Annotated in this window: 25 protein-coding genes; 14 read left to right on the top strand and 11 right to left on the bottom strand. The window is 68.5% G+C overall.

All coding sequences use genetic code 11. The features are described from left to right. Positions 1 to 50: 50 nt before the first annotated feature. Positions 51 to 794: an SDR family oxidoreductase gene (locus tag LRM18_RS03600; protein ID WP_154330696.1), complete on the bottom strand. Its 744-nt coding sequence runs from the start codon at positions 792 to 794 to the stop codon at positions 51 to 53. A gap of 106 nt (positions 795 to 900) precedes the next feature. Here LRM18_RS03600 and LRM18_RS03595 point away from each other — a divergent pair, with 106 nt between their 5' ends. Beyond that, positions 901 to 1,854, top strand: coding sequence for a LysR family transcriptional regulator (locus tag LRM18_RS03595; RefSeq protein WP_154330695.1), 954 nt, complete (start codon positions 901 to 903; stop codon positions 1,852 to 1,854). 19 nt (positions 1,855 to 1,873) lie between these two features. On the opposite strand, the gene LRM18_RS03590 is transcribed toward LRM18_RS03595, so the two are convergent. The 4 genes from LRM18_RS03590 to dkgB are packed head-to-tail and all read right to left on the bottom strand — an operon-like array spanning position 1,874 to position 4,914. Continuing rightward, on the bottom strand, positions 1,874 to 2,197 hold the full coding sequence (locus tag LRM18_RS03590) for an adenylate cyclase (RefSeq protein WP_270951182.1): 324 nt from the start codon (positions 2,195 to 2,197) through the stop codon (positions 1,874 to 1,876). Further along, entirely contained in the window at positions 2,194 to 3,132 is a 939-nt protein-coding gene (locus tag LRM18_RS03585; protein ID WP_143025127.1) for a cyclase family protein, read from the bottom strand. Before LRM18_RS03585 ends, LRM18_RS03590 begins: the two co-directional genes overlap by 4 nt. Positions 3,133 to 3,151: 19 nt before the next feature. After that, complete coding sequence (locus LRM18_RS03580) at positions 3,152 to 4,099, bottom strand: TIGR03571 family LLM class oxidoreductase (protein ID WP_270951178.1); 948 nt, start codon at positions 4,097 to 4,099, stop codon at positions 3,152 to 3,154. Between the two features lie 11 nt (positions 4,100 to 4,110). After that, on the bottom strand, positions 4,111 to 4,914 hold the full coding sequence (gene dkgB / locus LRM18_RS03575; protein WP_270951176.1) for a 2,5-didehydrogluconate reductase DkgB: 804 nt from the start codon (positions 4,912 to 4,914) through the stop codon (positions 4,111 to 4,113). A 118-nt stretch (positions 4,915 to 5,032) separates the two neighbouring features. Between dkgB and LRM18_RS03570 the strand changes: the two genes are divergently transcribed. Further along, positions 5,033 to 5,935, top strand: coding sequence for a LysR family transcriptional regulator (locus LRM18_RS03570; protein ID WP_049467081.1), 903 nt, complete (start codon positions 5,033 to 5,035; stop codon positions 5,933 to 5,935). A 617-nt stretch (positions 5,936 to 6,552) separates the two neighbouring features. Here the strand turns inward: LRM18_RS03570 and LRM18_RS03565 are convergent. Beyond that, on the bottom strand, positions 6,553 to 7,026 hold the full coding sequence (locus LRM18_RS03565) for a MerC domain-containing protein (protein ID WP_270951171.1): 474 nt from the start codon (positions 7,024 to 7,026) through the stop codon (positions 6,553 to 6,555). Positions 7,027 to 7,058: 32 nt separating this feature from the next. Here LRM18_RS03565 and LRM18_RS03560 point away from each other — a divergent pair, with 32 nt between their 5' ends. The 8 genes from LRM18_RS03560 to LRM18_RS03525 all read left to right on the top strand — a co-directional run bounded on the left by LRM18_RS03560 (position 7,059) and on the right by LRM18_RS03525 (position 13,714). Beyond that, positions 7,059 to 7,592, top strand: coding sequence for a DUF2796 domain-containing protein (locus LRM18_RS03560; RefSeq protein ID WP_270951169.1), 534 nt, complete (start codon positions 7,059 to 7,061; stop codon positions 7,590 to 7,592). Then, positions 7,589 to 8,284: an ATP-binding cassette domain-containing protein gene (locus LRM18_RS03555; protein ID WP_270951167.1), complete on the top strand. Its 696-nt coding sequence runs from the start codon at positions 7,589 to 7,591 to the stop codon at positions 8,282 to 8,284. Before LRM18_RS03560 ends, LRM18_RS03555 begins: the two co-directional genes overlap by 4 nt. Beyond that, on the top strand, positions 8,277 to 9,530 hold the full coding sequence (locus LRM18_RS03550) for an ABC transporter permease (protein WP_074725236.1): 1,254 nt from the start codon (positions 8,277 to 8,279) through the stop codon (positions 9,528 to 9,530). The genes LRM18_RS03555 and LRM18_RS03550 overlap by 8 nt, the downstream gene beginning before the upstream one ends. 2 nt (positions 9,531 to 9,532) lie before the next feature. Further along, on the top strand, positions 9,533 to 10,084 hold the full coding sequence (locus LRM18_RS03545; protein WP_057493382.1) for a DUF3299 domain-containing protein: 552 nt from the start codon (positions 9,533 to 9,535) through the stop codon (positions 10,082 to 10,084). After that, the gene (locus tag LRM18_RS03540) at positions 10,074 to 10,691 is read left to right on the top strand and encodes a DUF3299 domain-containing protein (RefSeq protein WP_270951163.1); all 618 of its coding nucleotides are present in this window, start codon (positions 10,074 to 10,076) and stop codon (positions 10,689 to 10,691) included. Before LRM18_RS03545 ends, LRM18_RS03540 begins: the two co-directional genes overlap by 11 nt. Next, on the top strand, positions 10,691 to 11,437 hold the full coding sequence (locus LRM18_RS03535) for a hypothetical protein (protein ID WP_270951161.1): 747 nt from the start codon (positions 10,691 to 10,693) through the stop codon (positions 11,435 to 11,437). The genes LRM18_RS03540 and LRM18_RS03535 overlap by 1 nt, the downstream gene beginning before the upstream one ends. A 182-nt stretch (positions 11,438 to 11,619) precedes the next feature. Next, positions 11,620 to 13,152, top strand: a complete 1,533-nt coding sequence (locus LRM18_RS03530; protein WP_270951159.1) for an MFS transporter — start codon at positions 11,620 to 11,622, stop codon at positions 13,150 to 13,152. Positions 13,153 to 13,156: 4 nt separating this feature from the next. Beyond that, a complete protein-coding gene (locus tag LRM18_RS03525; protein WP_270951157.1) occupies positions 13,157 to 13,714 on the top strand; it encodes a TetR family transcriptional regulator in 558 nt (185 codons plus the stop codon). A gap of 397 nt (positions 13,715 to 14,111) precedes the next feature. Here the strand turns inward: LRM18_RS03525 and fdhD are convergent, their stop codons facing one another. Then, a complete protein-coding gene (gene fdhD, locus LRM18_RS03520; RefSeq protein ID WP_053463071.1) occupies positions 14,112 to 14,960 on the bottom strand; it encodes a formate dehydrogenase accessory sulfurtransferase FdhD in 849 nt (282 codons plus the stop codon). A gap of 244 nt (positions 14,961 to 15,204) precedes the next feature. Between fdhD and LRM18_RS03515 the strand changes: the two genes are divergently transcribed. Next, the gene (locus LRM18_RS03515) at positions 15,205 to 17,490 is read left to right on the top strand and encodes an FdhF/YdeP family oxidoreductase (protein ID WP_270951154.1); all 2,286 of its coding nucleotides are present in this window, start codon (positions 15,205 to 15,207) and stop codon (positions 17,488 to 17,490) included. 482 nt (positions 17,491 to 17,972) lie between these two features. After that, entirely contained in the window at positions 17,973 to 18,509 is a 537-nt protein-coding gene (locus LRM18_RS03510; RefSeq protein WP_154330680.1) for a DUF411 domain-containing protein, read from the top strand. A gap of 91 nt (positions 18,510 to 18,600) precedes the next feature. Here the strand turns inward: LRM18_RS03510 and blaL1 are convergent, their stop codons facing one another. Then, positions 18,601 to 19,470, bottom strand: coding sequence for a L1 family subclass B3 metallo-beta-lactamase (gene blaL1, locus LRM18_RS03505; RefSeq protein WP_154330679.1), 870 nt, complete (start codon positions 19,468 to 19,470; stop codon positions 18,601 to 18,603). A gap of 201 nt (positions 19,471 to 19,671) precedes the next feature. On the opposite strand from blaL1, the gene LRM18_RS03500 reads away from it, so the two are divergent. After that, positions 19,672 to 19,938 carry a hypothetical protein gene (locus LRM18_RS03500; protein ID WP_057493392.1) on the top strand — a complete coding sequence of 89 codons (267 nt, stop codon included), beginning with the start codon at positions 19,672 to 19,674 and terminating at the stop codon, positions 19,936 to 19,938. 9 nt (positions 19,939 to 19,947) lie between these two features. Further along, the gene (locus LRM18_RS03495; RefSeq protein ID WP_270951150.1) at positions 19,948 to 21,126 is read left to right on the top strand and encodes a low temperature requirement protein A; all 1,179 of its coding nucleotides are present in this window, start codon (positions 19,948 to 19,950) and stop codon (positions 21,124 to 21,126) included. On the opposite strand, the gene LRM18_RS03490 is transcribed toward LRM18_RS03495, so the two are convergent. Genes LRM18_RS03490 through LRM18_RS03480 form a run of 3 tightly spaced genes read right to left on the bottom strand, consistent with a single transcriptional unit; the run spans position 21,123 to position 25,270 of the window. Beyond that, complete coding sequence (locus tag LRM18_RS03490) at positions 21,123 to 22,556, bottom strand: hypothetical protein (protein ID WP_270951148.1); 1,434 nt, start codon at positions 22,554 to 22,556, stop codon at positions 21,123 to 21,125. The genes LRM18_RS03495 and LRM18_RS03490 overlap by 4 nt on opposite strands. Positions 22,557 to 22,572: 16 nt before the next feature. Beyond that, positions 22,573 to 24,072 (bottom strand): DUF6384 family protein, encoded by a 1,500-nt coding sequence (locus LRM18_RS03485; RefSeq protein ID WP_270951146.1) that lies wholly within the window; start codon positions 24,070 to 24,072, stop codon positions 22,573 to 22,575. A gap of 1 nt (position 24,073) precedes the next feature. After that, positions 24,074 to 25,270, bottom strand: coding sequence for a cell surface protein (locus tag LRM18_RS03480; RefSeq protein ID WP_270951144.1), 1,197 nt, complete (start codon positions 25,268 to 25,270; stop codon positions 24,074 to 24,076). Between the last annotated feature and the right edge of the window lie 65 nt (positions 25,271 to 25,335).

Here is a 25,335-nt window from a genome sequence, read left to right as displayed (position 1 = left end):
CACGGGTTCCCAGGTAGATCCACGCCAGGCGTGGATGCCGCTCGCGCGATCTACACCATCCCGCCGTTGGCGCGCAGCACCTGGCCGTTGATCCATCCGCCATCGGCACCCGCCAGGAACCCCACCGCGCCGGCGATGTCGTCCGGCGTACCCAGCCGCTCCAGGGGGTTCATCTTCGCCAGCCGCTCGATCAGCTCCGGCGACTTGCCGTCCAGGAACAGATCGGTGGCGGTCGGGCCCGGCGCCACTGCGTTCACGGTGATGTTGCGCCCGCGCAGTTCCTTGCTCAGGATCGCGCCCATCGTCTCCACCGCCGCCTTGCTGGCCGCATACACGCTGTAGTTCTCCAGCCTGATGCCAACCACGCTGGTGGACAGGGTGATCAGCCGGCCGCCGTCGCGCACCCGTCGCGCGCTTTCGCGCAGCACGTTGAAGGCGCCCTTGAGGTTGATGCCGATCACCCGCTCGAACAGGGCGTCGTCGCAATCGGCCAGTGGGGCCAGCTGCAGCACCCCCGCGCTGTTGACCACCACGTCGATGCCGCCGAAGCGGGCGTCGATGGCATCGAACAGCTGCCGCACCGCCGGCGGATCGGACACATCGGCCTGCAGCGCGATGGCCTGCGCGCCGGCGGCGTTCAGTTCGGCGGCCAAGGCTTCGGCGTCGTCGCGGCGACCCGCATAGTTGATCGCGACCGCGTGGCCATCGGCGGCCAGCCGACGCGAGATGGCGGCACCGATGCCACGCGATCCGCCGGTGACCAGGGCGACAGAGCGGGCGGGGGAGAGGGTCATGGTGGCTTCCACGGGGACGCGCCGGAGCGACGCAGGACCATCTTCGCGCCATCGCACGTTCGGATAATCCTGCATAATCCGCCAACATCATCCGGATAGCCGAACAATGGACCGCTTCACGGCCATGCGCGCCTTCGTCCGTATCGTCGAGCGCCGCAGCTTCACCCGCGCCTCCGAGGACCTCGGGCTGCCGCGCGCCACGGTGACCGACGCGATCAAGGCGCTGGAACAGCGGCTGGGCGTGCGCCTGCTGCACCGGACCACGCGGCTGGTGGTGCCGACGCTGGAAGGCGAAGCCTTCTACGGGCGATGCCTGCGCCTGATCGCCGACATGGACGATGCCGAGGCGGCGTTCCGGGATGCGCCGCCACGCGGCCCGTTGCGTATCGAAGTGCATGGCACGCTGGGCCGGCACCTGCTGTTCCCGCATCTGCCGGAATTCCTGCAGCGCTACCCGGACATCGAACTGGAGGTCAGCGAAGGCGACCGCTATGTCGACCTGCTGCGCGAAGGCGTGGATGCGGCGCTGCGGGTGGGGACGCTGGCCGACAGCGATCTTGCGGCGCGCCGGTTGACGATGCTGCGGGAGGTCACGGTGGCCGCGCCAGGTTACCTGCAGGACAAGGGTGTGCCCGGCAGCATCGCGTCCCTGCGGGACGGCCATGAAATGGTCGGCTATCGCTCCAGCGCCACCGGCCAGCTGATTCCCTTGGAGTTCCAGCAGGCCGGGCAGGTGCACTACGTGCCGCTGCCTGCACGGGTGCGTGTCTCCGGTGCGGATGCGTTCCTCGGCGCCGCGCTGGCGGGCCTGGGCATCATCCAGGCGCCGCGCTACCGGATGGACCCGTACATCGCGCGCGGGCAGCTGCTCGAGCTGTTGCCGGAGGCGCCGCCGACGCCAAGCCCGTTGAGCCTGGTCTACCCGCGCAACCGGACGCCATCGCCACGGTTGCGGGTCTTCATCGACTGGGTGGCCGGGGTGTTCGAGCAGACCGGGGTTGCCGGCCAGCGGCCGGCACTACCGAAGCAGCACGCGAAGCCGTCCGACCGCACGCGGTAGTGCCGGCCGCTGGCCGGCATCACAGCGCGTGCAGCGGCCCTTGCATGCGATGGAAACTGCCATCGGTGGCGGTGAACCAGGCCAGCGAACGACCGCCGACGAAGTCATCGACATGCACGACCGTTGCGCCATCGGCTTCCTGCCACGAAATGGCATAGACCCCTTCGCTGATCTGCTGCCACGCGCAGGCGGCTTCGCCCTGCGCACCGGCATAGGCGCCGGAGACGATGGCGTACTGCACGTGGCGGCCATCGGCGCTGTAGACGTTGTCGGCGGCCAGGCCGTCATAGCGGACGCGGAAGCGACGGCCGGCGAACAACGGCAGGGCGGAGGCGGCGCTCATCGGATCGCCACCGGGTTGATGTTGACCTGGGTCGAGCCGACGTACAGCGGCTGGCCGAGCACGAACAGGAATTCCCAGGCCTTGTCTCGCACCAGCGCACGGCTGTCGATCAGCTCCAGGTTGTAGATGCCACGCTTGGCCAGCATGTACTGGTTGATCGGGAACTCCTCGGCACCGTGCGGGTTCGGGTAGACCTCCGAGGCCCAGGTGTCGCCACCGAAGGCGACGATGCCCTGGTCGGCCAGCCACTTCGCGGCCTCCATGCCGATACCCGGTTCCACTTCCAGGAACTGTTTGTCGTCCTTTCCGATCAGTTCCAGCCAGCCGGTGTTGAACAGCACCACGTCGCCCTTGCGCAGGCTCAGTCCCTGCTTCTTCAGCACGGCCTGGATGTCGGCCACGGTGAACTCGGTGCCGCCGGGCACGATCGCCTTGCCGTAGTACGCGGTCATGTCCAGCACGACGCCGCGGGTGACCATCGGCGGCACCTTCTCGACGCCGAGCTTGCGCACGCCGTCGACGGTGACGAAGTCGGCGGCCTTGTTGCCGTTGTAGTAGACGTTGTCGATGCCGATATGGCCGATGCCGTTGAGCTGGGTGCCAACGCCGGTCCACGCGTTCACCAGTTCATCGTTGAAGGTGAACCTGTTGGGGCCCAGCGACCTGCCGGCCTGCTGGCCGACCTGCACGTTGTACAGGCGGAAGCTGCGGTGGCGGAAGGCCGGCAGATTCTTGTCCACCGGCACCGCCAGCGGATAGGTCTTGCCGGTCCTGACCAGCGAGACCGCGCGCTTGACCACGTCCGCGGTCAGCAGGTTGGCCGCGCCGATCTCGTCGTTGGCGCCGTAGGCAGAGGGATACCAGTCCTCGGCGGTGGCCTGGAAAGACAGCGGCAGGGTGGCCAGCGCAAGCGCGGCCAGGGTCTTCATCTTCATGGCAAAGCTCCGGTAACGGTCAGGCCGCCGCGGCGGCGCCGGCATGGGCCGGGAAGTGCGGTAGCACGTACTCGGCGATTTCGTGGAAGGTCTCGGCCAACGGCCGTTCGTTGCGGCGGAACTGCAGGCCGATGTGGTCGACACCGGCGGCCTGCATGGCGTGCAGCTCGGCCAGCAGGGCGTTGCGGCCGCCGCGCAGGCCGAAGCGCCAGCGCTGCAGGGGGGCATTGGCATCGGCCAGCAGGTCCAGGTGGATGAAGCTGGCATAGGGCTTATTGCCGGCCACGGCGCGCCAGGCCGCCACGCGTTGCGCATGGTCCTGCGGCGTGCCCGGATAGGCCAGGCAACCGTCCATGTGCTGGCCGATCCACGCCGGTTGCTGCTGGGCCAGGCCGGCCACGAACAGCGGCAGGGCCGGGCCATCCGCGGGCAACACATCCAGGCCCTGCGGCAGGTGCGCGGCGGCGCCTTCGCGCAGCAGTGCGATCTGCTCGCGGAAGCGGCTGCCGCGGTTGTCGAAGTCACGGCCGAACAGCGGGTACTCCACCGGGCGGTCGCCACTGGCCACGCCCAGCAGCAGGCGGTCACCACTCAGCCGCTGCACGCTGCGCGCCGACTTCAGGGTCAGCAACGGCTCCCGGATCGGCAGCACCACCGCACCGGTGCCCAGCAGGATGTCATTGGTGATGCCGGCCAGGTAGCCGAGGTAACTGAATACCTCGAACACCTGCGCCGCATCGCCGAAGGCCGGGTCGTACACCGGCACGTCGCGTACCCACAGCGCACGGAAGCCGAGGCGGTCGGCCAACCGTGCCAGTTCCGCATGGCGCTGCAGGTCCGGTTCGCCGGGCCGGCGTCGCGCGGCGCGTCGTGCCTGCTCGCCCAGTGGCGTCCAGTCATTGTCCAGCGGTGCTTCGATGCCGATGCTGAAACCACCGGCCTGCAGCCGCGCCAACGCACTGCCCATGGCGAGGCTCCTCAGTCCCAGGCCGGGGCCAGGCCCGGCGGATCGACTTCGCGGCCGTTGCGGTCAAGCGCAGCGATCGCGGCCATGTCGTCGGCATCCAGGCGCAGGTCCTGGGCGAGCAGGTTGCTGGCCAGGTTCTCGCGCTTGGTCGAGGACGGGATGACCGAGTAACCCAGTTGCAGCGCCCACGCCAGCGCGACCTGGGCCACGGTGGCCTGGTGCTTGTCGGCGATGGCGGCCAGCACCGGATCCTTCAGCACCTTGCCGTAGGCCAGGGTCATGTAGGAAGTGACGGTGATGCCCTGGTCCTGGAGGAAGGCGGTCAGAGCAGGGTTCTGCAGGTAGGGGCTCAGTTCGATCTGGTTGGTGGCGATCTCGCCGGCGCCGACCACCTCGATGGCCTGCCGGGTCAGCGCAATGTTGAAGTTGGACACACCGATCTGGCGGGTCAGGCCCAGGCGCTTGGCTTCGGCCAGCGCGGTCATGTACTCGCGCAGTTCAACGCCATTGCCCGGCGCCGGCCAGTGGATCAGCAGCAGGTCGACGTAGTCGGTGCGCAGCTTGGCCAGGCTGTCGCGCAGGCTCGGGATCAGCTTGTCGGCGGCGTAGTTGTCGACCCAGATCTTGGTGGTCAGGAAGAGCGGATCGCGCGGGACGCCGGATTCGGCGATGGCCTGGCCGACCTCGGCTTCGTTGCCGTAGATCTGCGCCGTGTCGATGGCACGGTAGCCGACGTCGAGGGCGTTGCGCACCGAGTCGATGACGGTCTGGCCGGTCAGGCGGAAGGTGCCGACGCCAAAGGAAGGAACGCTCATGATGGACTCCAGGGACTTGGTTGAGAGCCGGCGGGCTCGTGACAGGGCGAAGTGTGGGCGCTTTACATTTGTTGATTAAGCCGTGTATACGGGAAATGCTTTTGCAGCGAGGTAAATAATGAAAACCACCCTGGATGAGCTGAAGGCCTTCGTGGCGGTGGTCGATGGCGGCTCGATCACGGCGGCGGCCGAGGCGCTGGAGCTGACCATCTCGGCCACCAGCCGCACCCTGGCGCGGCTGGAAGACAAGCTGCAGACCACCCTGCTGCGGCGGACCACGCGGCGGCTGGAACTGACTGAAGAGGGCGCGGCGTTCCTGGAGTACGCGCGCACGATCCTGGCCACGGTGGACGAGGCCGAGGAACAGATGGCGGCGCGGCGGCTGCAGCCGGTCGGGCGCCTGCGCGTGGACGCGGCCACGCCGTTCATGCTGCACGTGATCGTGCCGCTGCTGGAGGGCTTCCGCGAGCGCTACCCGCAGGTGGAGCTGGAGCTGAACTCCAACGAGGGCATCACCGACCTGATCGAAAAGCGCACCGACGTGGCGTTCCGCATCGGCGTGCTGCGCGATTCCACCCTGCATGCGCGGCCGATCGGCCACAGCCGCATCCGCGTCGTCGCCAGTCCCGAGTACCTGCGCCGGCATGGCACGCCGACACGCGTGGAGCAGCTGCGCAAGCACGATCTGCTGGGTTTTACCCAGCCCAGTTCATTGAACGAGTGGCCGCTGCACGATGCCGATGGCGGGCCTTTCGTGATCGAGCCGGCGATCGCTTCATCCAGTGGCGAGACGCTGCGGCAGATGGCGGTGGCCGGGCTTGGCATTGCCTGCCTCTCGGACTTCCTGACCCGCCAGGACCGGCGCGAGGGCCGACTGGTGCAGCTGTTCGGCAAACAGACGCAGGACGTGCGGCAGCCGATCAATGCGGTGTACTACCGCAACACCGCGCTGGCCGCGCGCATCACCTGTTTCGTGGACCACGTGACGCAGACGCTGGGGCAGCGCCCGTTCGACGAATAAGGCGGGGTAGAGCCGGCCGCTGGCCGGCTGGCGGGACCTCGGGGTTGCCGGCCAGCGGCCGGCACTACCCACGCGTATCAGCTGTTGCGTGGTCCATACACGGAGGGGTAGAGCCGGCCGCTGGCCGGCTGGCGGGACCCCGGGGTTGCCGGCCAGCGGCCGGCACTACCGACTGCGTATCAGCTGTTGCGTGGCCCATGCACGGACAGGTAGAGCCGGCCGCTGGCCGGCTGGCGAGACCCCGGGGTTGCCGGCCAGCGGCCGGCAGTACCGACTGCGTATCACCTGTTGGGTGGTCCATGCACGGAGGGGTAGAGCCGGCCGCTGGCCGGCTGGCGGGACCTCGGGGTTGCCGGCCAGCGGCCGGCACTACCCACTGCGTATCGGCTGTTGGGTGGCCCATGCACGGAGGGGTAGAGCCGGCCGCTGGCCGGCTGGCGAGACCCCGGGGTTGCCGGCCAGCGGCCGGCACTACCGCCTGCGTATCAGCTGTTGGGTGGCCCATACACGGAGGGGTAGAGCCGGCCGCTGGCCGGCTGCCGGGACCCCGAGGTTGCCGGCCAGCGGCCGGCACTACCGACTGCGTATCAGCTGTTGGGTGCGGCCGCTGGCCGGCGTTATTGCCTGTGCAGCGCGCGCCGGTTCGCGATGTGCGCGCATGCCAGCAGCGCACCACCCATGGCCGTCGCTACGCCGTGCCAGAGCAGCGATTCCTTCAGCGGCAGGGACAGCGAGGCTGACAGCAGCAGGACGGCGCCGATGCACGCCCACCACAGGGACTGCCAGCGTCCATGCCGGTGCACCCCAGCGGTCGTACTGGCCAGGGCCAGCGACGAGGCCAGCAGCGCGAACAGCCATTCCCAGCGCGACATCACCAGCAGCAACGTCATCGCCCCGTGGCCGGGGTGCTGGAACGAGCGCAGCGCCATCATCGCGGCCGGCACGAAGGCCAGCAGCAGCGGCAGGGCGATGCAGTGGGCGGCGCAGGCCAGCGACAGCCAGGCGCCGGCAAGATCGAAGTGGGGGTGCCAGCGTGCCGAAGTTGGCGACTGGGCCAAGGCCCTTGCGGGCGTCGTGGGGATGTGGTCCATAATGTTACATGGTAACAATTGGAGCCTTCCCCATGAAGCGTCTTGCTGCTCTTTCCCTGCTGCTGGCCGCCAGTGCCGTGCAGGCCCATGACATCCGCCAGCACGCACCGCACGTGCACGGCCAGGCGACCGTGGACGTTGCACTGGACCAGCAAACGCTGGAATTCGCCCTTCAGGCCCCCGGCATCGGCATCCTTGATTTCGAGCGGCCGCCGGCCAATGCAGCCGAGCAGGCTGCGCTGGCGCGTGCGACTGGGCTGCTGCAGGGTGGCAGCTGGGTCACCTTGCCCACCGCCGCGCGCTGCCGCCTTTCAGGCAACGATGCCAGGGCCGAGGGCTTCGACGCGACCGCCGTCGCGCCGCCGCCAGGACAGCACCGGCACGCGGGGTTCAACGCAACGCTGCAGTACCACTGTGCAAAGCCCGCCGAGCTGCGCGCCATCGTGGTGCGCCTGCCGCTGCTGTTCCCGGGCCTGCATGAAGTGATCGTCAACAGCGCCACTGCCCACGGCCAGAGCCGCAGCGTGCTGACCCCGGACAACCTGCGCGTGGTGCTGGCGCCGTGAACCTGCGGACGATGATCGCGCTGGAGGGCGTGCAGTTCGGCTACGGCGCGCGGCGGGTGCTGGATGTGCCGCGGCTGTGGATCGAGCAGGGCAGCAGCGTGTTGCTGCGGGGAATCAGCGGTGGCGGCAAAAGCACCCTGCTGGGCCTGCTGGCCGGTGTGCTGCTGCCTGGAGAGGGCCGTGTCGAGGTGGCAGGCCACGCGCTGCAGGCCATGCGCGGCGCGGCGCGGGATCGATTCCGCGCTGACCACCTGGGCGTGATCTTCCAGCAGTTCAACCTGCTGCCGTTCCTCAGCGTGCGCGACAACATTGCGCTGGGCCTGCGTTTCTCCCGCCTGCGCAGCGCGCGCATCAGCGGGCCGTTGGATGCCGAGATCGCGCGACTGCTGCAGGCCCTGCAGCTGGACCCGGCGCTGATGCAGCGGCGCGCGGGTACGCTGAGTGTCGGCCAGCAGCAACGCGTGGCAGCGGCACGCGCGCTGATCGGTCGCCCGGCATTGCTGCTGGCCGATGAGCCGACCTCGGCGCTCGACCGGGAGGCGGCGACCGCCTTCCTGCAGCTGATGTCTGCGCAGTGCCAGGCGGCCGGCACCACGGTGCTGGTGGTCAGCCATGACGACAGCCTGCAGCCGTTGTTCGACCGCACGATCGCCTTGTCGGAGATCAACCAGGCAGGTGCCGGCCATGCTTGAGCTTGCCTGGGCCAGCCTGCGCAGCCGCGCGTTGAGCGTGGGCCTGACCGTGCTGGTCATCACCCTCAGCATGGTCCTGTTGCTGGGTGTCGAACGCGTACGCACGCAGGCGCACGAAGGTTTCGCCAGCACGGTGTCGGGCACCGATCTGATTGTCGGTGCGCGTTCGGGGCCGGTGAACCTGCTGCTGTACTCGGTGTTCCATATCGGCGACCCGACCAACAACGTGTCCTGGCAGTCCTACCAGGAGCTGTCCGCGCTGCCGCAGGTGAAGTGGTCAGTGCCGTTGTCGCTGGGCGATTCGTGGCGCGGCTACCGCGTGGTCGGTACCAGCGGTGGCTACTTCGAGCACTATCGCTACGGCGCCGGGCATGCGCTGGCGTTCGCGAACGGAAGGCGGTTCGATGATCTGTATGACGTGGTGATCGGTGCCGAGGTGGCGCAGGCACAGAAGGTCGGCCTGGGCGATGCGATCGTGCTGGCGCACGGCACCGGTGCGGTCACCCTGGCCACGCATGCCGACAAGCCGTTCCGTGTTGCCGGCATCCTGCAGCGCACCGGCACGCCGGTCGATTCGTCGCTGCTGGTCTCGCTGGCGGCGATCGAGGCGATCCATGTCGACTGGCGCTCGGGCGTGCAGTTGCGCAGCCAGCGTGTCAGCGCCGAGCAGGCCCGCCATCTGGATCTGACCCCCAGCAGCATCACCGCTTTCATGCTGGGCCTGAACTCGCGCATCGCCACGTTTTCAGTGCAGCGCAGGATCAATGAGTACCCGGACGAGGCGATGCTGGCGATCCTGCCCGGCGTGACCCTGCAGCAGCTGTGGCAGTCGCTGGGCACCGCCGAGCGTGCGCTGCAGCTGATCAGCGCGATGGTGGTGCTGCTGGGCATGGTCTCGCTGGTGGCGCTGCTGGTCTCGACCCTGCAGGAGCGGCGGCGCGAGATGGCGATCCTGCGTGCCACCGGGGCGCGGCCGGGCTACATCGCCGGCCTGCTGGTGGTGGAAGCGGTGGCGACCAGTGCGCTGGCCTGTGTGCTGGCCCTGTCACTGCTGGTGGTCGCCAGCCTTGCCGGGCGCGGCTGGGTATTGGCCAACTTTGGCCTGTCGATCACCCATGTGTGGCCGGACGGTCGCGAGCTGGCCTGGGTAGCAGGCGTGCTGGCGATCAGTGCGGTCGCCGGGCTGGTGCCGGCATTGCTGGCCTATCGGCGCACGCTGGCCGATGGCCTGTCACCGGGAGGCTGAGCATGCGCTGGATGCGGCCATTGCCGATGGTGCTGGCGCTGGCCGCCTGCGAGCGGCCGGTGGATTCGGGTGTGCAGGCCTTGCCACCTTCGCCGGTTGTCGACCGCGCTGACGCTGCGGACGCGGCAGAGCAGGAGCTGGACTGGTTGCAGATGATGCCCAAGGACGAACTGGCCGCGCTGGAGCGGGGCGAGGGCCCGGAAGTCGAGCACAGCGGCAACCGGCGCATGCCGCAGTTCGGGACGTTCCGTACCGTGGCTGCTGTGCTGCAGCGACCGGTACGCCTGCCGGGCTACGTGGTACCGCTGGCCAACGCGCAGGACGGGCGGCTGACCGAATTCCTGTTCGTGCCGTATTACGGCGCCTGCATCCACGTGCCACCGCCGCCGCCGAACCAGATCGTGCACGTGGTGCTGCCGCAGCCGATCGAGATGCCGGACATGTACTCGCCATTCTTCCTGGCCGGCACCCTGCGTGCCGAACGGCTGGATGATGATCTGGCCGGTTCTGCTTACACCATGCGCGATGCCCAGCTGAGGCCCTATGAACCGTAGCGCTGTGTTGCTGCTTGGATGCGTCTGGTTGGCAGGCTGCACGTCACCGGGCGCCGATGCCGTGGCGGTCACGCCGCAGGACAAACCCGCGCCCTCCGCCACGGCCGAAAGCCCCATCGACCGTTGGGATGCGTTGCGGCCCGACGAGGTCACCTATCAGCGCCCGCCGCCGCAGATCGGCCTGTCGCGCGGTGGCATGGATGGCGTGGGCGGGCTGATCGACGACACCGGCTCCGGCACGCCGCCGGGGCAGGAGATCGACCATTCCAGCCCGGATCGCGCCAGGCAGTTCGGCTCTTCGCGCGTGGTCGACGCTGTCGATGGTCGCGCGGTGGATCTCGATGGCTACGTGGTACCGCTCGGCACCAACGATGCCGGAATGGTCGATGAACTGCTGTTCGTGCCGTTCTACGGGGCCTGCATCCACGTGCCGCCACCGCCGCCGAACCAGATCATCCACGTGACCCTGGCCACGCCGATCGCGCTGGGTGATCTGTGGGATCCGTACCGGCTCGCTGGCCGCCTGCAGGTGAAGCGTTTCGACGCGGACATCGCCAGCGCGTCCTACGATGCTGCGGCGGCCACGCTGACGGCGATCCGCAACTGATGCGCCGGTGCTGGATCCTGGCTGCCGCAGCGCTGCTGGGCGCAATCGTGCTCCTGGCGTGGTGGCAGCGGCAGCGCGCAACCACCGCGCCGCCGGCGGTCGCGTTTCCGGCACCGGCCGCCGACGCCAGCCAGCGCATCGAACAGCGCCTGCGCGACGATCACGCGTTCCGCAACGACGTGCTGTTCCTGCTCGCTGCAACCGTGCGCGACCGCTGCCAGCCCGCGCAGGCGGGGCTGCTGGCGCGCATGGCCAATCGTGCATCGCTGCCGGTGCTGGCGTCGGTGAGTGCGGTGACCCAGCAGGAGCCATCGCTGGACCGGCCGATCTACCAGTACATCCAGCACCGCGCCGACGCGACCCAGTGCGGCCAGCCGCTGCAGATGCCGCTGGCCGGTGGGCGCAGCATGGCGGTGGACATCGAACAGTACGCGCGCACGTTCCCGGACAGCTACTTCGACCCGCGGCGCAGCAGCGTGCCGCGGGATTTCGGTGGACGGTCGCTGCAGCAGCGCGCCGGCAACGCCTGCAACAGCGTGGTGTATTCGGTGCTGCCGCTGGGTGGCACCGACTGGCGATGCAGCAGCCTGCGCGCGAATGCCCGTGCGCGCGTGCGCGGCCTGTGCGAGGACGAACTGCGGCGCCAGCATGGGGGCATCGGCGGCGAACTGGACGCCGCCGTGGGGCAGGGCATGCAGGCGGCCGTGGTATCGGCCATCGCCGCGCTGCCGGAAGACTGCCGGTAAACGTTCATCAGTAGAGCCAGGCCACCCCTGGCCCGTTTCATTAGAGCCAGGCCATGCCTGGCTGGCGGCGCAGTCGAGCAAGCCCGCCTCTACAAAAGCTGAATCGGTGGGTTTTGAAGATCATAACTGTACAGGATATCCGGTATAGTTATGGCCGTACTCCACCCCCACCAGGTTCTCCCATGGCTTTGTCCCCGCCCTTGGCCGGTGCCCCCGCCCTGTCGCGTGCCCGCCGCTGGGCACTGCTGTTCACCGTCGCCGCCGGCCTGCTGCTGGTCACCCTCGACAACTCCGTGCTCTACACCGCACTGCCCACCCTGACCGAGGAACTCTCGGCCAGTGCCGGCCAGGCGCTTTGGATCATCAATGCCTATCCGCTGGTGATGGCCGGCCTGCTGCTGGGCGCGGGCACGCTGGGCGACCGCATCGGTCACCGCCGCATGTTCCTGATCGGCCTGGTGGTGTTCGGCGTCGCCTCGCTGGCAGCAGCGTTCGCCGACACCGCAGCGCAGCTGATTGCCGCACGCGCGTTGCTGGCGGTCGGCGCGGCCGCGATGATGCCGGCCACGTTGGCGCTGATCGGCCTGAGCTTCCACGAAGCGCGCGAACGCAACATCGCCATCGCCATCTGGGGCTCGGTGGCCATCGTCGGTGCGGCGCTCGGCCCGATCATTGGCGGCTGGCTGCTGCAGCACTTCTGGTGGGGCTCGGTGTTCCTGGTCAACGTGCCGGTGGTGGTGATGGCGTTGGTGGCCACGCTGCTGCTGGCACCGAAAGGCCAGCGCGACACCTCGCGGCCGTGGGACCTGGTTTCGTCGCTGCTGGCATTGGCAGCACTGTCCGGCCTGGTGCTGGCGATCAAGTCGCTGATCGCTACGCCGCCGTCGTATGCGCTGGGTGCAGGCGCGCTGCTGCTGGCCGTCGTCAGCGGCGCAGCGTTCGCACGCCGCCAGCAGCAGTTGCCGAACCCGCTGCTGGACTTCGCGATCTTCCGCAATCCGGCGTTCCTGGCCGGCACGCTGTCGGCGGTGTTCACCCTGTTCGCGATGGCCGGCCTGCAGCTGGTCACCACCCAGCGCTTCCAACTGGTGGCGGGCTTCACGCCGCTGCAGGCGGGCCTGCTGGTGTCGGTGGCAGCGCTGGGCAGCCTGCCCAGTGCGCTGCTGGGCGGCAGCATCCTGCATCGGGTCGGCCTGCGCCCATTGATCTGCGGTGGCCTGGCTGCGGGCGCGCTGGGCGTCGGCGTGGTGGCGTTCGGCTTCCCGCACGGCCTCGGTTGGGTGATCGCCGGCATGGCGATCACCGGCTTCGGCATGGGCGCGGCCATCTCGGTGGCGTCCACGGCCATCCTCAACAATGTGCCGGCGCACCGGGCGGGCATGGCCTCGTCGGTGGAAGAGGTGTCCTACGAGTTCGGTGGCCTGCTGGCGGTGGCGATGCTGGGCAGCCTGAGCGCGGCGATGTACGGCGTGTTCCTGCCGGTCTCGGCTGACATGCCGGCGCTGGCGCGTGAAGGCTTCACCCAGGCGTTGCACGCGGCGCGCGAAGGCGGGCAGGGCGAGTGGTTCGCGCTGGCCACAGCCGCGTATGACCGTGGCTACCAGATCGTGCTGCTGGTGATCACCGCGGCGCTGGCGCTGGGTGCGACGATCATCGCGGGCCTGCTGCGTGGCCGGGCCGGCAGCCGCGAGGGCGCCGCCGATCGCGTAAAATGACGCCATGAGAACCAGCAAGCGGGAGCGCATCCTCGACGCCGCCGTCAACGTGATCAATCGTGACGGCGTGCGAGCGGTGACCTTCGAGTCGGTGGCGACCGAGGCCAAATTGACCCGCGGCGGTCTGCTGTACCACTTTCCGTCGCGCGAGGCGCTGCTCCGCGGCATCGACGAACACCTGGTGCAGGCCTGGGAAGCATCGATGGAAGCGTTGCTGGGCAAGCGTGCAGATGAGGCAACGGCGCTGGAGCGCTACCAGACCTTCGTGCGCGTGTCGGCGCAGAGCGCCACCCGTGCCGAACTGATGTTCATGCTGGAATCGGGCGACCCCGATGCCGGGGAGCGCCCGTGGGGGCCGGTAGTGCGACGCTGGGCGCCGTCCGCACCCGAAGCCAGCAGCGACGACGCGACAGCGCTCGACAATTTCGTGGCGCGGCTGGCTGCCGATGGCCTGTGGATCTACGAGGCGATGTACGAAGGCCAGCTGGATGAAGGCGTACGCGCGCAAGTCGCCGAGCGCATCGCCGGGCTGCTGGCGAAGCCTGACGGAACACCCAGTTGAGCGGCCAGCCGGCGCGCAGACATCGCCCGTGGTAGAGCCGGCCGCGGGTCGGCTGCCCTCCGGCCAGGCCACGGAAATGCCGCTTCGATCGCCCGTGGTAGAGCCGACCGCGGGTCGGCTGCCCTTCGGTCAGGCCAGGAAAATGCCGCTTCGATCACCCGTGGTAGAGCCGACCGCTGGTCGGCTGCCCTTCGGCCAGACAACGAAAATTCCGCGCGTCGCGCGATAGTCGACCAGCGGTCGACTCTACCCCTCATCCATTTACCCGGCCTGCGACGGGCTCGCGGCCAACCACGCCCGCGGCGAAGCCCCCAACCGCTTGCGGAACGCCTTCGACAGCACCGAAGGTGGCGCAGCGCTGAGCGGTGTGCGCCGGGCGGCATGCGCCCGGTCGCACTCAGGTGTCCCGGAGCCCGTCCGCCCGCAGCCGATCGGGATGGGTGTACACATTGAATCCGCTCTCCCGCGCGAACCCGATCAGGCACAGCCCGGCGCTGCGGGCCAGGTCGATCGCCAGCGCGGTGGGTGCCGATACCGCAGCCAGCACGCTGGCGCCGGCGCGCACCGCCTTGCTGACCATTTCGTAGCTGGCCCGGCTGGAGATCACCAGCAGGCCGCCGTCGATGGCGTGTTCGTTGTGGTGCAGGGCGCCGATCAGCTTGTCCAGTGCATTGTGGCGGCCGACGTCCTCGCGTACCCAGCCGATCCGCCCGCTGGCATCGGCCCAGGCCGCGGCGTGGATCGAGCCGCTTGCCGCATTCATCGGCTGGTGCTGCGCCAGGGTGGCCAACGCCCGCTGCAGGGCGGCGGCGGCATAGCTGCGGCGCTCGCGGATCTGCGGCAGGGGGCGCAGCACCTCCTCCAGCTGGCGCGTGCCACACAGGCCACAGCCGCCTCGGCCGGGCAGCAGGCGCCCCTTGTCCGAGTCGAGGCTTGCGCCGGGTGCATCCTCGGCCACGGTCATCTGCAGCTCGATGCCTTCCAGCTGGGGACGGATATCGATCGACAGCAGCTGCGAGGGCGTATGGATCAGGCCTTCACTGAGCGAAAAACCGAGCGCGAAGTCCTCCAGGTCGCACGGTGTGGCCATCATCACGGCAAAGGCGGCATCGTTGTAGCGCAGCGCCACCGGCACTTCCTCGGCCACCACGTCGACCTGCTGCTGTTGCGTGCCGCCGCGCCAGCGCTGCAAGGGGCGTTGGGCGGTGCCGGCGGGCGGGATGTGCGGTGGGATCGAATCAGGCATGCAGCGCGTCCGGACGAGGGAGAAACGCGAGGCGGGCCACCGCCTGCGGTTCCGAGGATAGCGCAGTGGCTGCGCGCAGACGTGGCTGTAACCGTTGCCATGCCAGGGTGTGCCGAAACCGCCGGCACCCTCTGGCGAAGCGTGACCGGGCGTGCTTGACTGTGCAGCTGGTCGTGCCACTGGATGCACCGCCGGACCGCGTTGTGCCGTTCGTTGCTGCGTTCCTCCCGTCAGGTCCCCGATCATGTCCGAGCAGAAGCCGCCGCGTTACAAGCCCTACGACCAGCCGGCCGGAGGCTGGGGTGCCGCCGGTGCCACGGCCAAGGTGCTGCTGCAGCAGAGCGTGATCGGCAAGGGCTCGAAGGCGCTGCTGGCGATGAACCAGCCCGGCGGCTTCAAGTGCCCGAGCTGCGCGTTCCCCGATGCCGACGAGCGCAAGAAGCTGGAGTTCTGCGAGAACGGCGCCAAGGCGCTGGCCTGGGAAGCGACCCAGTTCCGCGCCGGCCGCGAACTGTTCGCCCGGTACACCGTCACCGAGCTGATGGCACAGACCGACTACTGGCTGGAGATGCAGGGCCGGCTGACCGAGCCGATGCGCTACGACGCAGCCACCGACCACTACGTGCCGTGCAGCTGGGACGATGCGTTCGCACTGATCGGCCGCCACCTGCAGGCGCTGGACAGCCCGCACCAGGCCGAGTTCTACACCTCCGGGCGCACGCCCAACGAAGCGGCGTTCCTGTATTCGATCTTCGTGCGCGAGTTCGGCACCAATAATTTCCCGGACTGCTCGAACATGTGCCACGAGCCGACCAGCCGTGGCCTGCCGCCGGCCATCGGGGTGGGCAAGGGCACCATCGTGCTGCAGGACTTCGAACACGCCGAGGCGATCTTCGTGATCGGCCAGAATACCGGCACCAATTCACCGCGGATGATGAGCAACCTGGTCGAAGCGCGCAAACGCGGCATCCCGATCGTAGCGGTCAACTCGATGCCCGAGCGTGCGCTGATCCGCTTCGCCGAACCGCAGGACGTTGTGCAGATGGCCACGTTCGGTTCGACCGCGATCACCAGCGAGTTCGTGCACATCCGCATCGGCGGCGACCTGGCCCTGATCAAGGGCATGATGAAGGTGATGTTCGAGCGTGAGGCGCAGGGCGAGCGCGTGCTCGACCACGCGTTCCTGGCCGAACACACGGTGGGCCTGGAGGCGCTGCGCGAAGACGTGCTGGCGCAGGACTGGGACCAGATCGTGCAGGTGTCCGGTATATCGCAGGCGCAGATCCACCGTTGCGCGGAGATCTACATCCGCTCCAACGCCACCGTGATCTGCTACGGCATGGGCCTGACCCAGCACCAGTACGGCTCGCGCCTGCTGCAGCAGGTGGCCAACCTGCTGATGCTGCGCGGCAACTTCGGCAAGCCCGGCGCCGGCATCGGGCCGATCCGTGGCCATTCCAATGTGCAGGGCGACCGCACCGTCGGCATCGACGAGAAGCCGAAGCCGGCCTATCTGGACCGCGTGCAGCAGGTGTTCGGCTTCGACCCGCCGCGCGAGCATGGCCACCATGTGGTCGAATCCATCGAGGCGATGCTGGACGGCAGCGCCAAAGTGTTCATCGGCCTGGGAGGCAACTTCATTCATGCCGTGCCCGATACGCCGCGTGCGTATGAGGCGATGCGCGGCCTGGAGCTCACCGTGGGCATTGCCACCAAGCTCAACCGCGGGCACCTGGTCCATGGCCGCGACGCGCTGATCCTGCCGGTGGTGGCGCGTTCGGAGCGCATCGTTACGCCGGCCGGCGAGCAGTTCGTCACCATCGAAGACGCGATGTCGAATGTCACCGCGTCGCGCGGGGTACTGGAGCCGGTCAGTGCCGATGTCTTGCCCGAGGTCGAGATCGTCTGCCGCATGGCACTGGCCACGCTGCCCGGCAGCAGGGTTGACTGGGCCGGCTGCATGCACGACTACGCGCCCATTCGCGAGCTGATTGCCGCGGTGTATCCGGAGATCTACACCGGCTTCAACCAGCGCATCCAGCAGCCGCAGGGCTTCCATCTGGACATCCCGCCGCGCCGCCGGGTGTGGCCCACGCCCAATGGCAAGGCCAACATCCTGGTGATGCCCGGGCTGGACGTGGACGATCCGGTGCACGACCCGGAGATGCTGCGGTTGGCCACGGTGCGCTCGCACGACCAGTACAACACCACCATCTACAGCTACAACGATCGCTATCGCGGTGTGTACAACGATCGCATGGTGTTGTTCATGAACATCGAGGACCGGCTGGCGCGCGGGCTGGAGAAGGAAGCGCGGGTCAGCCTGGAGACGATCAGCAGCGATGGCGTGCAGCGGCGCATCGAGGGCCTGACCGTGCTGGACTATCCGATGCCGCGCGGCGCGCTGGCCGGCTACTACCCCGAACTGAATCCATTGCTGCCGCTGGACTACTACGACCGGATCAGCGGCACGCCAGCGGCCAAGTCAATCCCGGTGCGGATGCGGCCGATGGCGGCGGCGATCGGTTGATGCGCGCATCGGCTATCATCGGCGTGTGAATCTGCCTGGCCTGCTGCTGCGATGGATGCTGCTTGTGGCCCTGGCGCTGAATGCGCCGGGGCTGGCCCTCGCTGTGTCTTCGTCCAACGGTCCCGCCAACCAGGATCACTGCGCCGCACCGCACTCGGCCGCGATGGCAGCCGTCGGCTGCTGCGATGATGCGGCCCCGCTGGCCTGCCAGAGCAGCGAGTGCGAATGCCCAGCGGCGTGTTTAGGCATGCTGGCAGCGTTGAACGGAACGCCCGCCTCGCCCTGGCGCGAGGCGCCTGTTCCGGCCAGTAGCCCGCAACGCGCGTCGCCATTGATGCCGGATCCGTTGCGTCCCCCCATCGCGTGAATTCCTGCAGGCCTCACGCGCCTGCCATGACTGTTCGACTTTTTCTCGACTCTGCCTGCGCCTTCGATGCGTGGGCGGCGGGCCGCGTTGCCCGCCTCTGCAAAGGAATCACTCAATGAACCGTACGCTCTCCCTCAGCCTGCTGCTGGGCACTGTGTTGGCCACGACCGCCTGCGCGCGTGCCGCCGAAGAATCCTCCGCGGCAGCGGTCGCCAGCGAGGCACCGACTCCGAGTCCGGCCAGCCTGGCCAAGGTCGATCCGGCCTTGCCGCTGGCCATCGTGCACAAGACCGCCAGCTGCGGTTGCTGCGGCATCTGGGTCGACCACCTGAAGTCGGCCGGCTTCCAGGTGGATGTCCGAGACACTGACGACATGAACCCGGTCAAGGTCCGCCTGGGCGTGCCGGTGGGCAAGGCCTCCTGTCATACCGCCGAGATCGGCGGTTACGTGGTGGAGGGCCACATCCCGGCCGAGGACATCAAGCGCCTGTTGGCCGAACGACCGGCGGCGCGCGGACTGGTGCTGCCCGGCATGCCGGCCGGTTCGCCGGGTATGGAAATGCCCGATGGCTACGTCCAGCCGTACACGGTCGAACTGGTGCGCACCGATGGCACAACCGAGCCGTTTGCCCAGCACGGGCAGGGCGGCTGATGGACGGTGGGTGCCGGTCGTCCTGACCGGCACCTTTCGACGCGTCTGGTGTGGAGCCGTGCGTAGGCTCGGCTCTACGGGATCTACAGCATCAGCGGGCCCCGGCCGCTTCCTTGGCCAACTGCGCGTCGAACGTCTTCTCGGCCGCATCCGCGTAGGCCTTGCAGGTCAGGACGTTGGCTCCGGCCTCGGCACCGGCGGCATAGTTCCAGCGGCTGGCGCCCGGATGCGGGGTCAGCAGCAGGTCGCAGGGCAGGCCGCGCACCGTCGTGAAGCTGCGCCGGTAGTCCTCGACCAGGCGGGGATAGCGTGCGTTGTGCTGCAGCTGGTAGCCCGGTGCACTCAGGCTGTCGGCGTAGGCGATGCGCACGGGCTTGCCATCGCGGGTATCGGTCCAGGTCCAGGCGGTGCTGCCGGGGGTGTGCCCTGGCATGAAGTGCGCGGTGAATGCCATGCCGCCTACCGTCACCCTCTCACCATCCATGATGATGCGGTCGGCACTGGCCGGCGGGTAGGTGATGTCATCACCGAAGTGCAGGTCGTTGCTGCCGCCGCGCGCCAGCAGCACGGCCGTTTCGGCGTTCGCGACCACCTGGGCACCGGTGCGGCGCTTGAGTTCCGCCACCGGCCCGGCGTGGTCGGCATGCGCATGGCTGAGCAGGATCAGCCGTAGATCCTGTGGTGCCACCCCGCGTGCCTTCATGTTGTCCAGCAGGTGACCGGCCATCTGCGGCATGCCGCCATCCAATAGCACTGCGCCCTCGGTGGTCTGCACCAGCAGTGCCGTCAGGTCCTCGGTGCCGATCTGCCAGGTGTGGTCGGCAATCTCCAGCGGTGCCATCGGCTGCAGCCACGAAGCGTCGACGGTGTAGGCCCGGAGCTGCGGCAGCGGTGCGTCGGCGGCAGCGACATCAAAGACGAGCGTGGCGGCCAGGGCGAGGGGAGTCAGGCAGAGGCGCATGGCGGAAAGTGTCTGGGGAGAGGCCGTTGAAGCTAGCATGCGCGTCGCGCCGGCCGTTTCGCGAATAATTCATGGCTGCGATAAGGTCCGCCGCGGCCTGCGCAGCATTGTTCGCCCGCCCTGGATTGTGAATCCATCTCCACGGGCTGGAGCGCAGAATCGGCCGCAGCTAGCCTGCCCACAGGCTCGAGGAGGTGGACCATGCATGTGCTTATGGTGATGCTGGGCGGCGTACTGTTGCTGGGCGTATTCGCGCTGTTTGGCCGGCTGTGGAGCGTCGGCACATCGCAGCTGCCGACCGCGCTGCTGGCGTTCATCGCCACGTGGCTGCTGGTCACGGTGGCCAACCTGTGGGTGGGCGTCAGCAAGGCAGGCTATGCCCTGCGAGAAGAGCTGCCGATCCTGTTGCTGGTCTTCACCGTGCCGGCGTTGCTGGCCGCCCTCCTGTACTGGCGCCTGGCGCGCTGAAGGAACGCCATGAGTCCCCGACTGCGACTGCCTGCGCTGCGCCACCGCGACGGCCACCATGCCCGCGTCACCTATGAAGAACTGTTCTTCGATCTGGTCTACGTGTTCGCGGTCACCCAGCTCAGCCACCATCTGCTGCACCACCTGGACCTGGCCGGCGTGCTGCAGACCCTGGTGCTGTGGTTCGCGGTGTGGCTGGGGTGGCAGTATGCGTGCTGGGTCAGCAACTGGTTCGATCCGGAGGCGCCGCGCATCCGTGGCCTGCTGTTTGCCACCATGCTGCTGGCGTTGCTGATGTCCTCCTCCATTCCCGAGGCGTTCGCCGATCGCGCCTGGGTGTTCGCCGGGGCATACGCCACGATGCAGGTGGGACGCACCAGTTTCGTACTGCTGGAGGTAGGCCGCGGCCACCCATTGGCAGCCAACTTCCGTCGCATGCTGGCCTGGGTCAGCGTGTCGGCGTGCTTCTGGCTGGCTGGCGCGGCCGCCGAGGGCAATCTGCGGCTGGCACTGTGGACGCTGGCGGTGGCCTGCGAATACATCTCGCCGATGTTCGGCTTCGCGTTCCCGGGCTTGGGGCGATCGCACACCCGTGAATGGACCATCGAGGGCGGCCACCTGGCTGAACGCTGCCAGCTGTTCGTCATCGTCGCCCTGGGCGAGACGTTGCTGGCCACCGGCGGGGTGCTCAGCGAGGTCGAACACTGGAGTCTGGAGGTGGTGTCGGCGGTGCTGGCGACCTTCGCCGGAACACTGGCGATGTGGTGGCTGTACTTCGGCATCTCCAGTCGCGATGCCACCGCCGCGATCACCCGGTCCGACGACCCCGGCCGGATGGGGGCCAACTTCCACTACGTACACGCGCTGCTGATCGCCGGCATCATCGCCACCGCGGTGGGCAACGACTTGGTCATGGACCACCCTGGGGCAGGCACGACCTGGAAGTACGCCGCCATGATGGTGGCCGGTCCGCTGCTCTACCTGCTGGGCAGTGCCCTGTACAAGCGCGTGGTCTACGGCCGCGCGCCGCGCTCGCACCTGCTGGGTGCGCTGGTGCTGCTGGCGCTGGGACTGGCACTGCCCTGGACGCACCTGCTCGCCGCCGGCTGGCTGACCAGCCTGGTGCTGCTGGGCGTGGGCCTGCTGGACACGCGCCTGGCCGGGCGCGCCCGGCAACGGCCGGGCTAGAAGCCGCCGCCGGTCCTGAAATCCCCGCCACCGCTGATGCCACCGCCACTGCTGAAGCCATCGCCACTGTCGGAACGGGCGCTGGAGCGGGAACTCGAACTGGAGCTGGAGCTGGAGCTGGAATCGAAACTGCCGGAGCTGCTCGATGCCCAGTTGAACAGGCCGCCCGAGGAAGCGCTGCTGCTGCTGCCGCTGCGGGTCGTGCTGAAGAAGGACGCCGAAACTGCGGTAGCGGTGGCCCTGCGGTAGGTCGGGGCCTGGTAGGCCTGGCGTTCGGCGTCTGCTGCCGCCTGGTAGCTCCTGCGCGTCGCCTGCAGGTTGTCCAGGCGCTTCTTCAGTACGGCCATTTCGCGGGTGTGCTCTGCCACCAGGCCATCGATCTCGTCCAAGCGCTGGCGAGTGCCTTGGATGCGCTCAAGCACCGCATCGTCTTCGCCGGACGCCGTGGCTGCGACGCGCCGGTACAGTTCGTTCATGCCGGTGGCCGACAGTGTGCGTGCCAGCGCGGTGAGCAGGGCACTGCCCTCCGCGTCGGTCAAGCTGCGGAAGCCATCGATCTGTGCCTGCTTGGCGTCCACGGCCTGCCGATGCAACTGCTCGTTCAGCAGTGCCTGTGCAACGGCGCCCTGTGCGGTCTGCAGCTGCTGCCTCAGCGGCTCGCCCCCGGCCTGGGCAAGCGCGGCGTCACGGGCCTGCTGCACTGGCTGGCGGGCAGTTTCGCTCGCGTCGCGGGCCTGTCCGGCATGCGCCTGCAGGTACGGCGGGAGTTCGACCAGCGTGGCGTACTCGCGGCGGGCGCGCTCGAAGCCGCACAGCTCGGCCAGCCAGCCATCGACCGTGCGCACCAGTGGCCAGCTGCGGTAGGCCGTGCTGCCGAAGCCGCGCTGGTGCAGGTACATGAAGACCGGGTCGGCCTGATAGGCGCCGGCCTTGGCATCATGCTCCGCCTGTGCAGAGGCGGCCATGCGCTCGACGGTCTCGGCCCGCGCCTGTGCCAGCTGCAGTTCGTCCTGCAGGGCCCGGTAGGCGGGGTCCGCTTCCAGCGCAGCATCCACCTGGTCCTGCAGTGCCTGCAACTGCCCGCCGGCGGCGTCGCGTGCGGCCACGGCCGCCTGCGAGCGCTGCTGCAACGACTGTTCGATGTCCAGCAGCGCCTGTAGTTCGTCGGCCAGCACCGCTGCTTTGCGGTCACGGCGCTGCAGGTCGGCGCTGGACTGCTGCAGCAGGTCCCTGGCCATCGCCGGCGGCGAATCAATGGCCGCCTGGGCGTGCAGCCGGGCCAGGGCATTGAAGTCCTCGCGGACCTGGCCGTGCAGCGCCTCCTGTTCCTTGATCAGTTCCCGGCACGCATCGCCACGCTCGGCCAGCGATGCCTGGACCTGGCGGATATCGGCCGCGACTTCGGCGATCGCGTCGTTCAAATCTCTCATGTCGGTTCCTTGTCCATCACCATTCGGTGATGTAGCCGCCGGTCGTGGGCATGCGGAAACGCGGCGACAGGCTGCCGCGCGGCTTGCTGCCGATCAGGTCGTCCTCGATGATGCCGTTGTCCTGCTTGTCGGCGGCGACCCGGTTATAGGTGGCCTGAGGAACGCGCACGGCGAACACCGAGACCCGTTCCTCCTTGCCGGTTTCCTCGTTGCGGATCGGCAGTTCGGCAGCGTTGCCGGCTTCGTCCAGCGCTTCGGCCACCAGATAGTAGTTGCGGCCACCGTTGGCCTTTTCGTTGTAGCGCCAGACACCGGTACGTTCGTCGTCACGATTGACGATGCGGTAGACCAGGGTCTGTGACAGCAGCCCCACCAGCTGGCTGACCTCGTCCAGGGCCGGACCGGCCTCGGCCAGCGTCTCGACCCGGATCAGGCGCGCGGCCTGGTCCAGCGCTCGCTCGAAGCGCTTGCGGTCTTCGCCGGCGACGCCGGTGGCCAGGCCGTCGGCCTTGAGCCGGGCCAGCCGATCGTTGAGCGCGGCCAGCGTGTCGGCGCTGCTGATGAGGTCCTTCAGGGTCGACACCGCCTGGCCGGCCGCGGCCATGTCGCCTGCGCGCAGCGCGACATCACCGCCGGTGTAGGCGCGTGCGCGCACCTGCTCTGCATCCGGCGTGAGGCGTGCTGCCTTTGCGGCGGTGTTGGTGGTGTCCAGCAGCTCGCTGGCCTCCACGGCCTGGACGAGGATGTTCACCCGCTCGGTCAGCGCGGGCAGGGTGTCCCGGGCGTTGGCGAGCCGTTGCGCCGCAGCCAGCCGCTGCTGCTCCACCTGCGCGGCCGCGTGCTCGCCGGTGGCGCTGCCACCGTTGCTGAGCCGGGTGAGCTTGTCCTTGCGCACAAGGGTCGGCAACGCTGCCATCGCGGCCGGGAGATCGGCGAAGTGGCGCTGTGCTTCGGCCAGCGCGGCCTGCGCGCTTTCGGTCAGCGGCTGCAGGCGGTCGCCGCTGGCGCTGGCACGTGGCAGCAGGCCTTGCAGGGCCTGTTCCTGCGCGGCCAGCAGGGCGCGCGCTGCAACAGCCTCCTGTTGCTGTGCGGCGACCTTGTCGTTCAGCGCCTGCACGTTGTTCTGCACGTTGATGTCATGCACGAACGCGCCGAAGCTGCGTGCCATCACCAGCAGCGCCACCAGCACCAGCAGCGCCAGGGCCACGGCCAGTGCCCACTTCAGCAGGCGCGCGCGGTCGATCCAGCGCCGCGCCAGCCACGCCTTCCAGCCACGCGGCGCAGTGTAGAGATAGCGCTGCTCACGCTGGGCTTGGATGCCGGCCTCGAGGATCTCGTCGGAGACCTCAATCCCCTGCGAGCGGTACAGCTCAAGCAGGCGCCGCTTCAAGGCCGCCTTGTCATGGCCGCTGTCGGCCAGCGCCTTCATTTCGGCATTGCGGTAACGCAGCTGGTCGACCACATCCATGGTCAGCAGTGCATCCTGCAGCTCCGCAGGGGCCATCGTCGCACTCACTTCAGCGCGGCTCCGGGCTTGGCGGCGCCTGCAGCAGGGCAGCGAAACGCTGCTTGCCCTGCTCGACATACTCGGCGATCTCGGCCGAATCGCGGGTGGCCTGGTTGCGCAGCTGCTCGATCTCCTGCAGCGAGGTTTCCTGGAAGCGCACCACTGCATCGACCAGCTTGCGCACCGAATCGACGCCGATGGTGGCGCCATAGCCGGCCTTCAGGCCCTCGTGCAGGACGTCGTCGCCGATGTTGGCCACCGCTTCCAGGCCCTTGGAGGTGCCCTCGGTCATCGCGTTGAGCGCCTGGGTGGACTCGTGCAGGCCCATCTGCGTAGTGAAGGCCAGGTTCAAGGCGGTGAAGCTGGTTTCATTGGTGGAGAAGAACACCACCGAGCGCTCGTTGACGCGGCGCTTGACCTCGTGCGACTGGTGCACGCGCAGCATTATCGCCTCGGACGTGGCGTAGTTCACCTGCAGGTTCTCGGCCAGGTCCTTGGCCAGCTGGTAGCGCGACTCTTCGGCCTGCTGGGTGCGCAGGGCCTCATCGCGGGCCATGACCAGGCGGCCGGTGTCGGCAGGATCGGCGCCCGGGTCGGCCGACTCCACGCGCTGCTGCGCCTGCTTCAACGCTTCGCGCGCATCGGCCAGCGCCTGCTCCTGCAGCTTCAACAGTTCATGCGCCTGGATTTCCGCATCCTTGATCGACAGGCGGAAGTCGCCGTACATCTCCAGCACGCGCGATTCGCGCTGCAGCTGTTCGGCCGAATCGCGGCTGACCTCCAGGAAGGTGCGGCGGATCTTCTCGAACCGGCTCGGGATGTCGCCGCGGGTCACCTTCATCCACAGGTTCTGCAGGCGCTCGCCCATGTCGATCCTGCCGTCGCGCACCTGTTCGACCATGGCGCTGGCATCATCGCGGATGCTGTCGAAGGCGCGGATGATCTCGGTGTAGCGGTCGGACACCTTGGCCGAGCTGATTTCGTCACGCATCACGGCGTTGAAATGACCGGACTGCTGCAGCACGCGGGCAATGGCCACCACCCGGCCCTGGTCGAGGCTCGACAACTGCGAGACCAGCGCGATGGCCGGTGCGTTGTTGTCCTGGGGAGCGGCCAAGCCGAGGCTCCGCAGCGTGGCCATGGCGCGGTCGAGGTACTTGATCGGTGCCGAAGCAGCCGGCGTGGCAAGGAGAGTGTTCTCTGGCATTTCGACGGCTCCGTTCAGGGCAAACGATGGGAAAACTGCCGCGCGGAACGGGCAGGGTGCTGCGA

Source organism: Stenotrophomonas sp. PI_27 (assembly GCF_027854495.1).
Classification (GTDB): Bacteria; Pseudomonadota; Gammaproteobacteria; order Xanthomonadales; family Xanthomonadaceae; genus Stenotrophomonas; species Stenotrophomonas pavanii.
The sequence above is the reverse complement of the archived record's forward strand: the minus strand, read 5'-3'. Positions and strand labels throughout refer to the sequence as shown.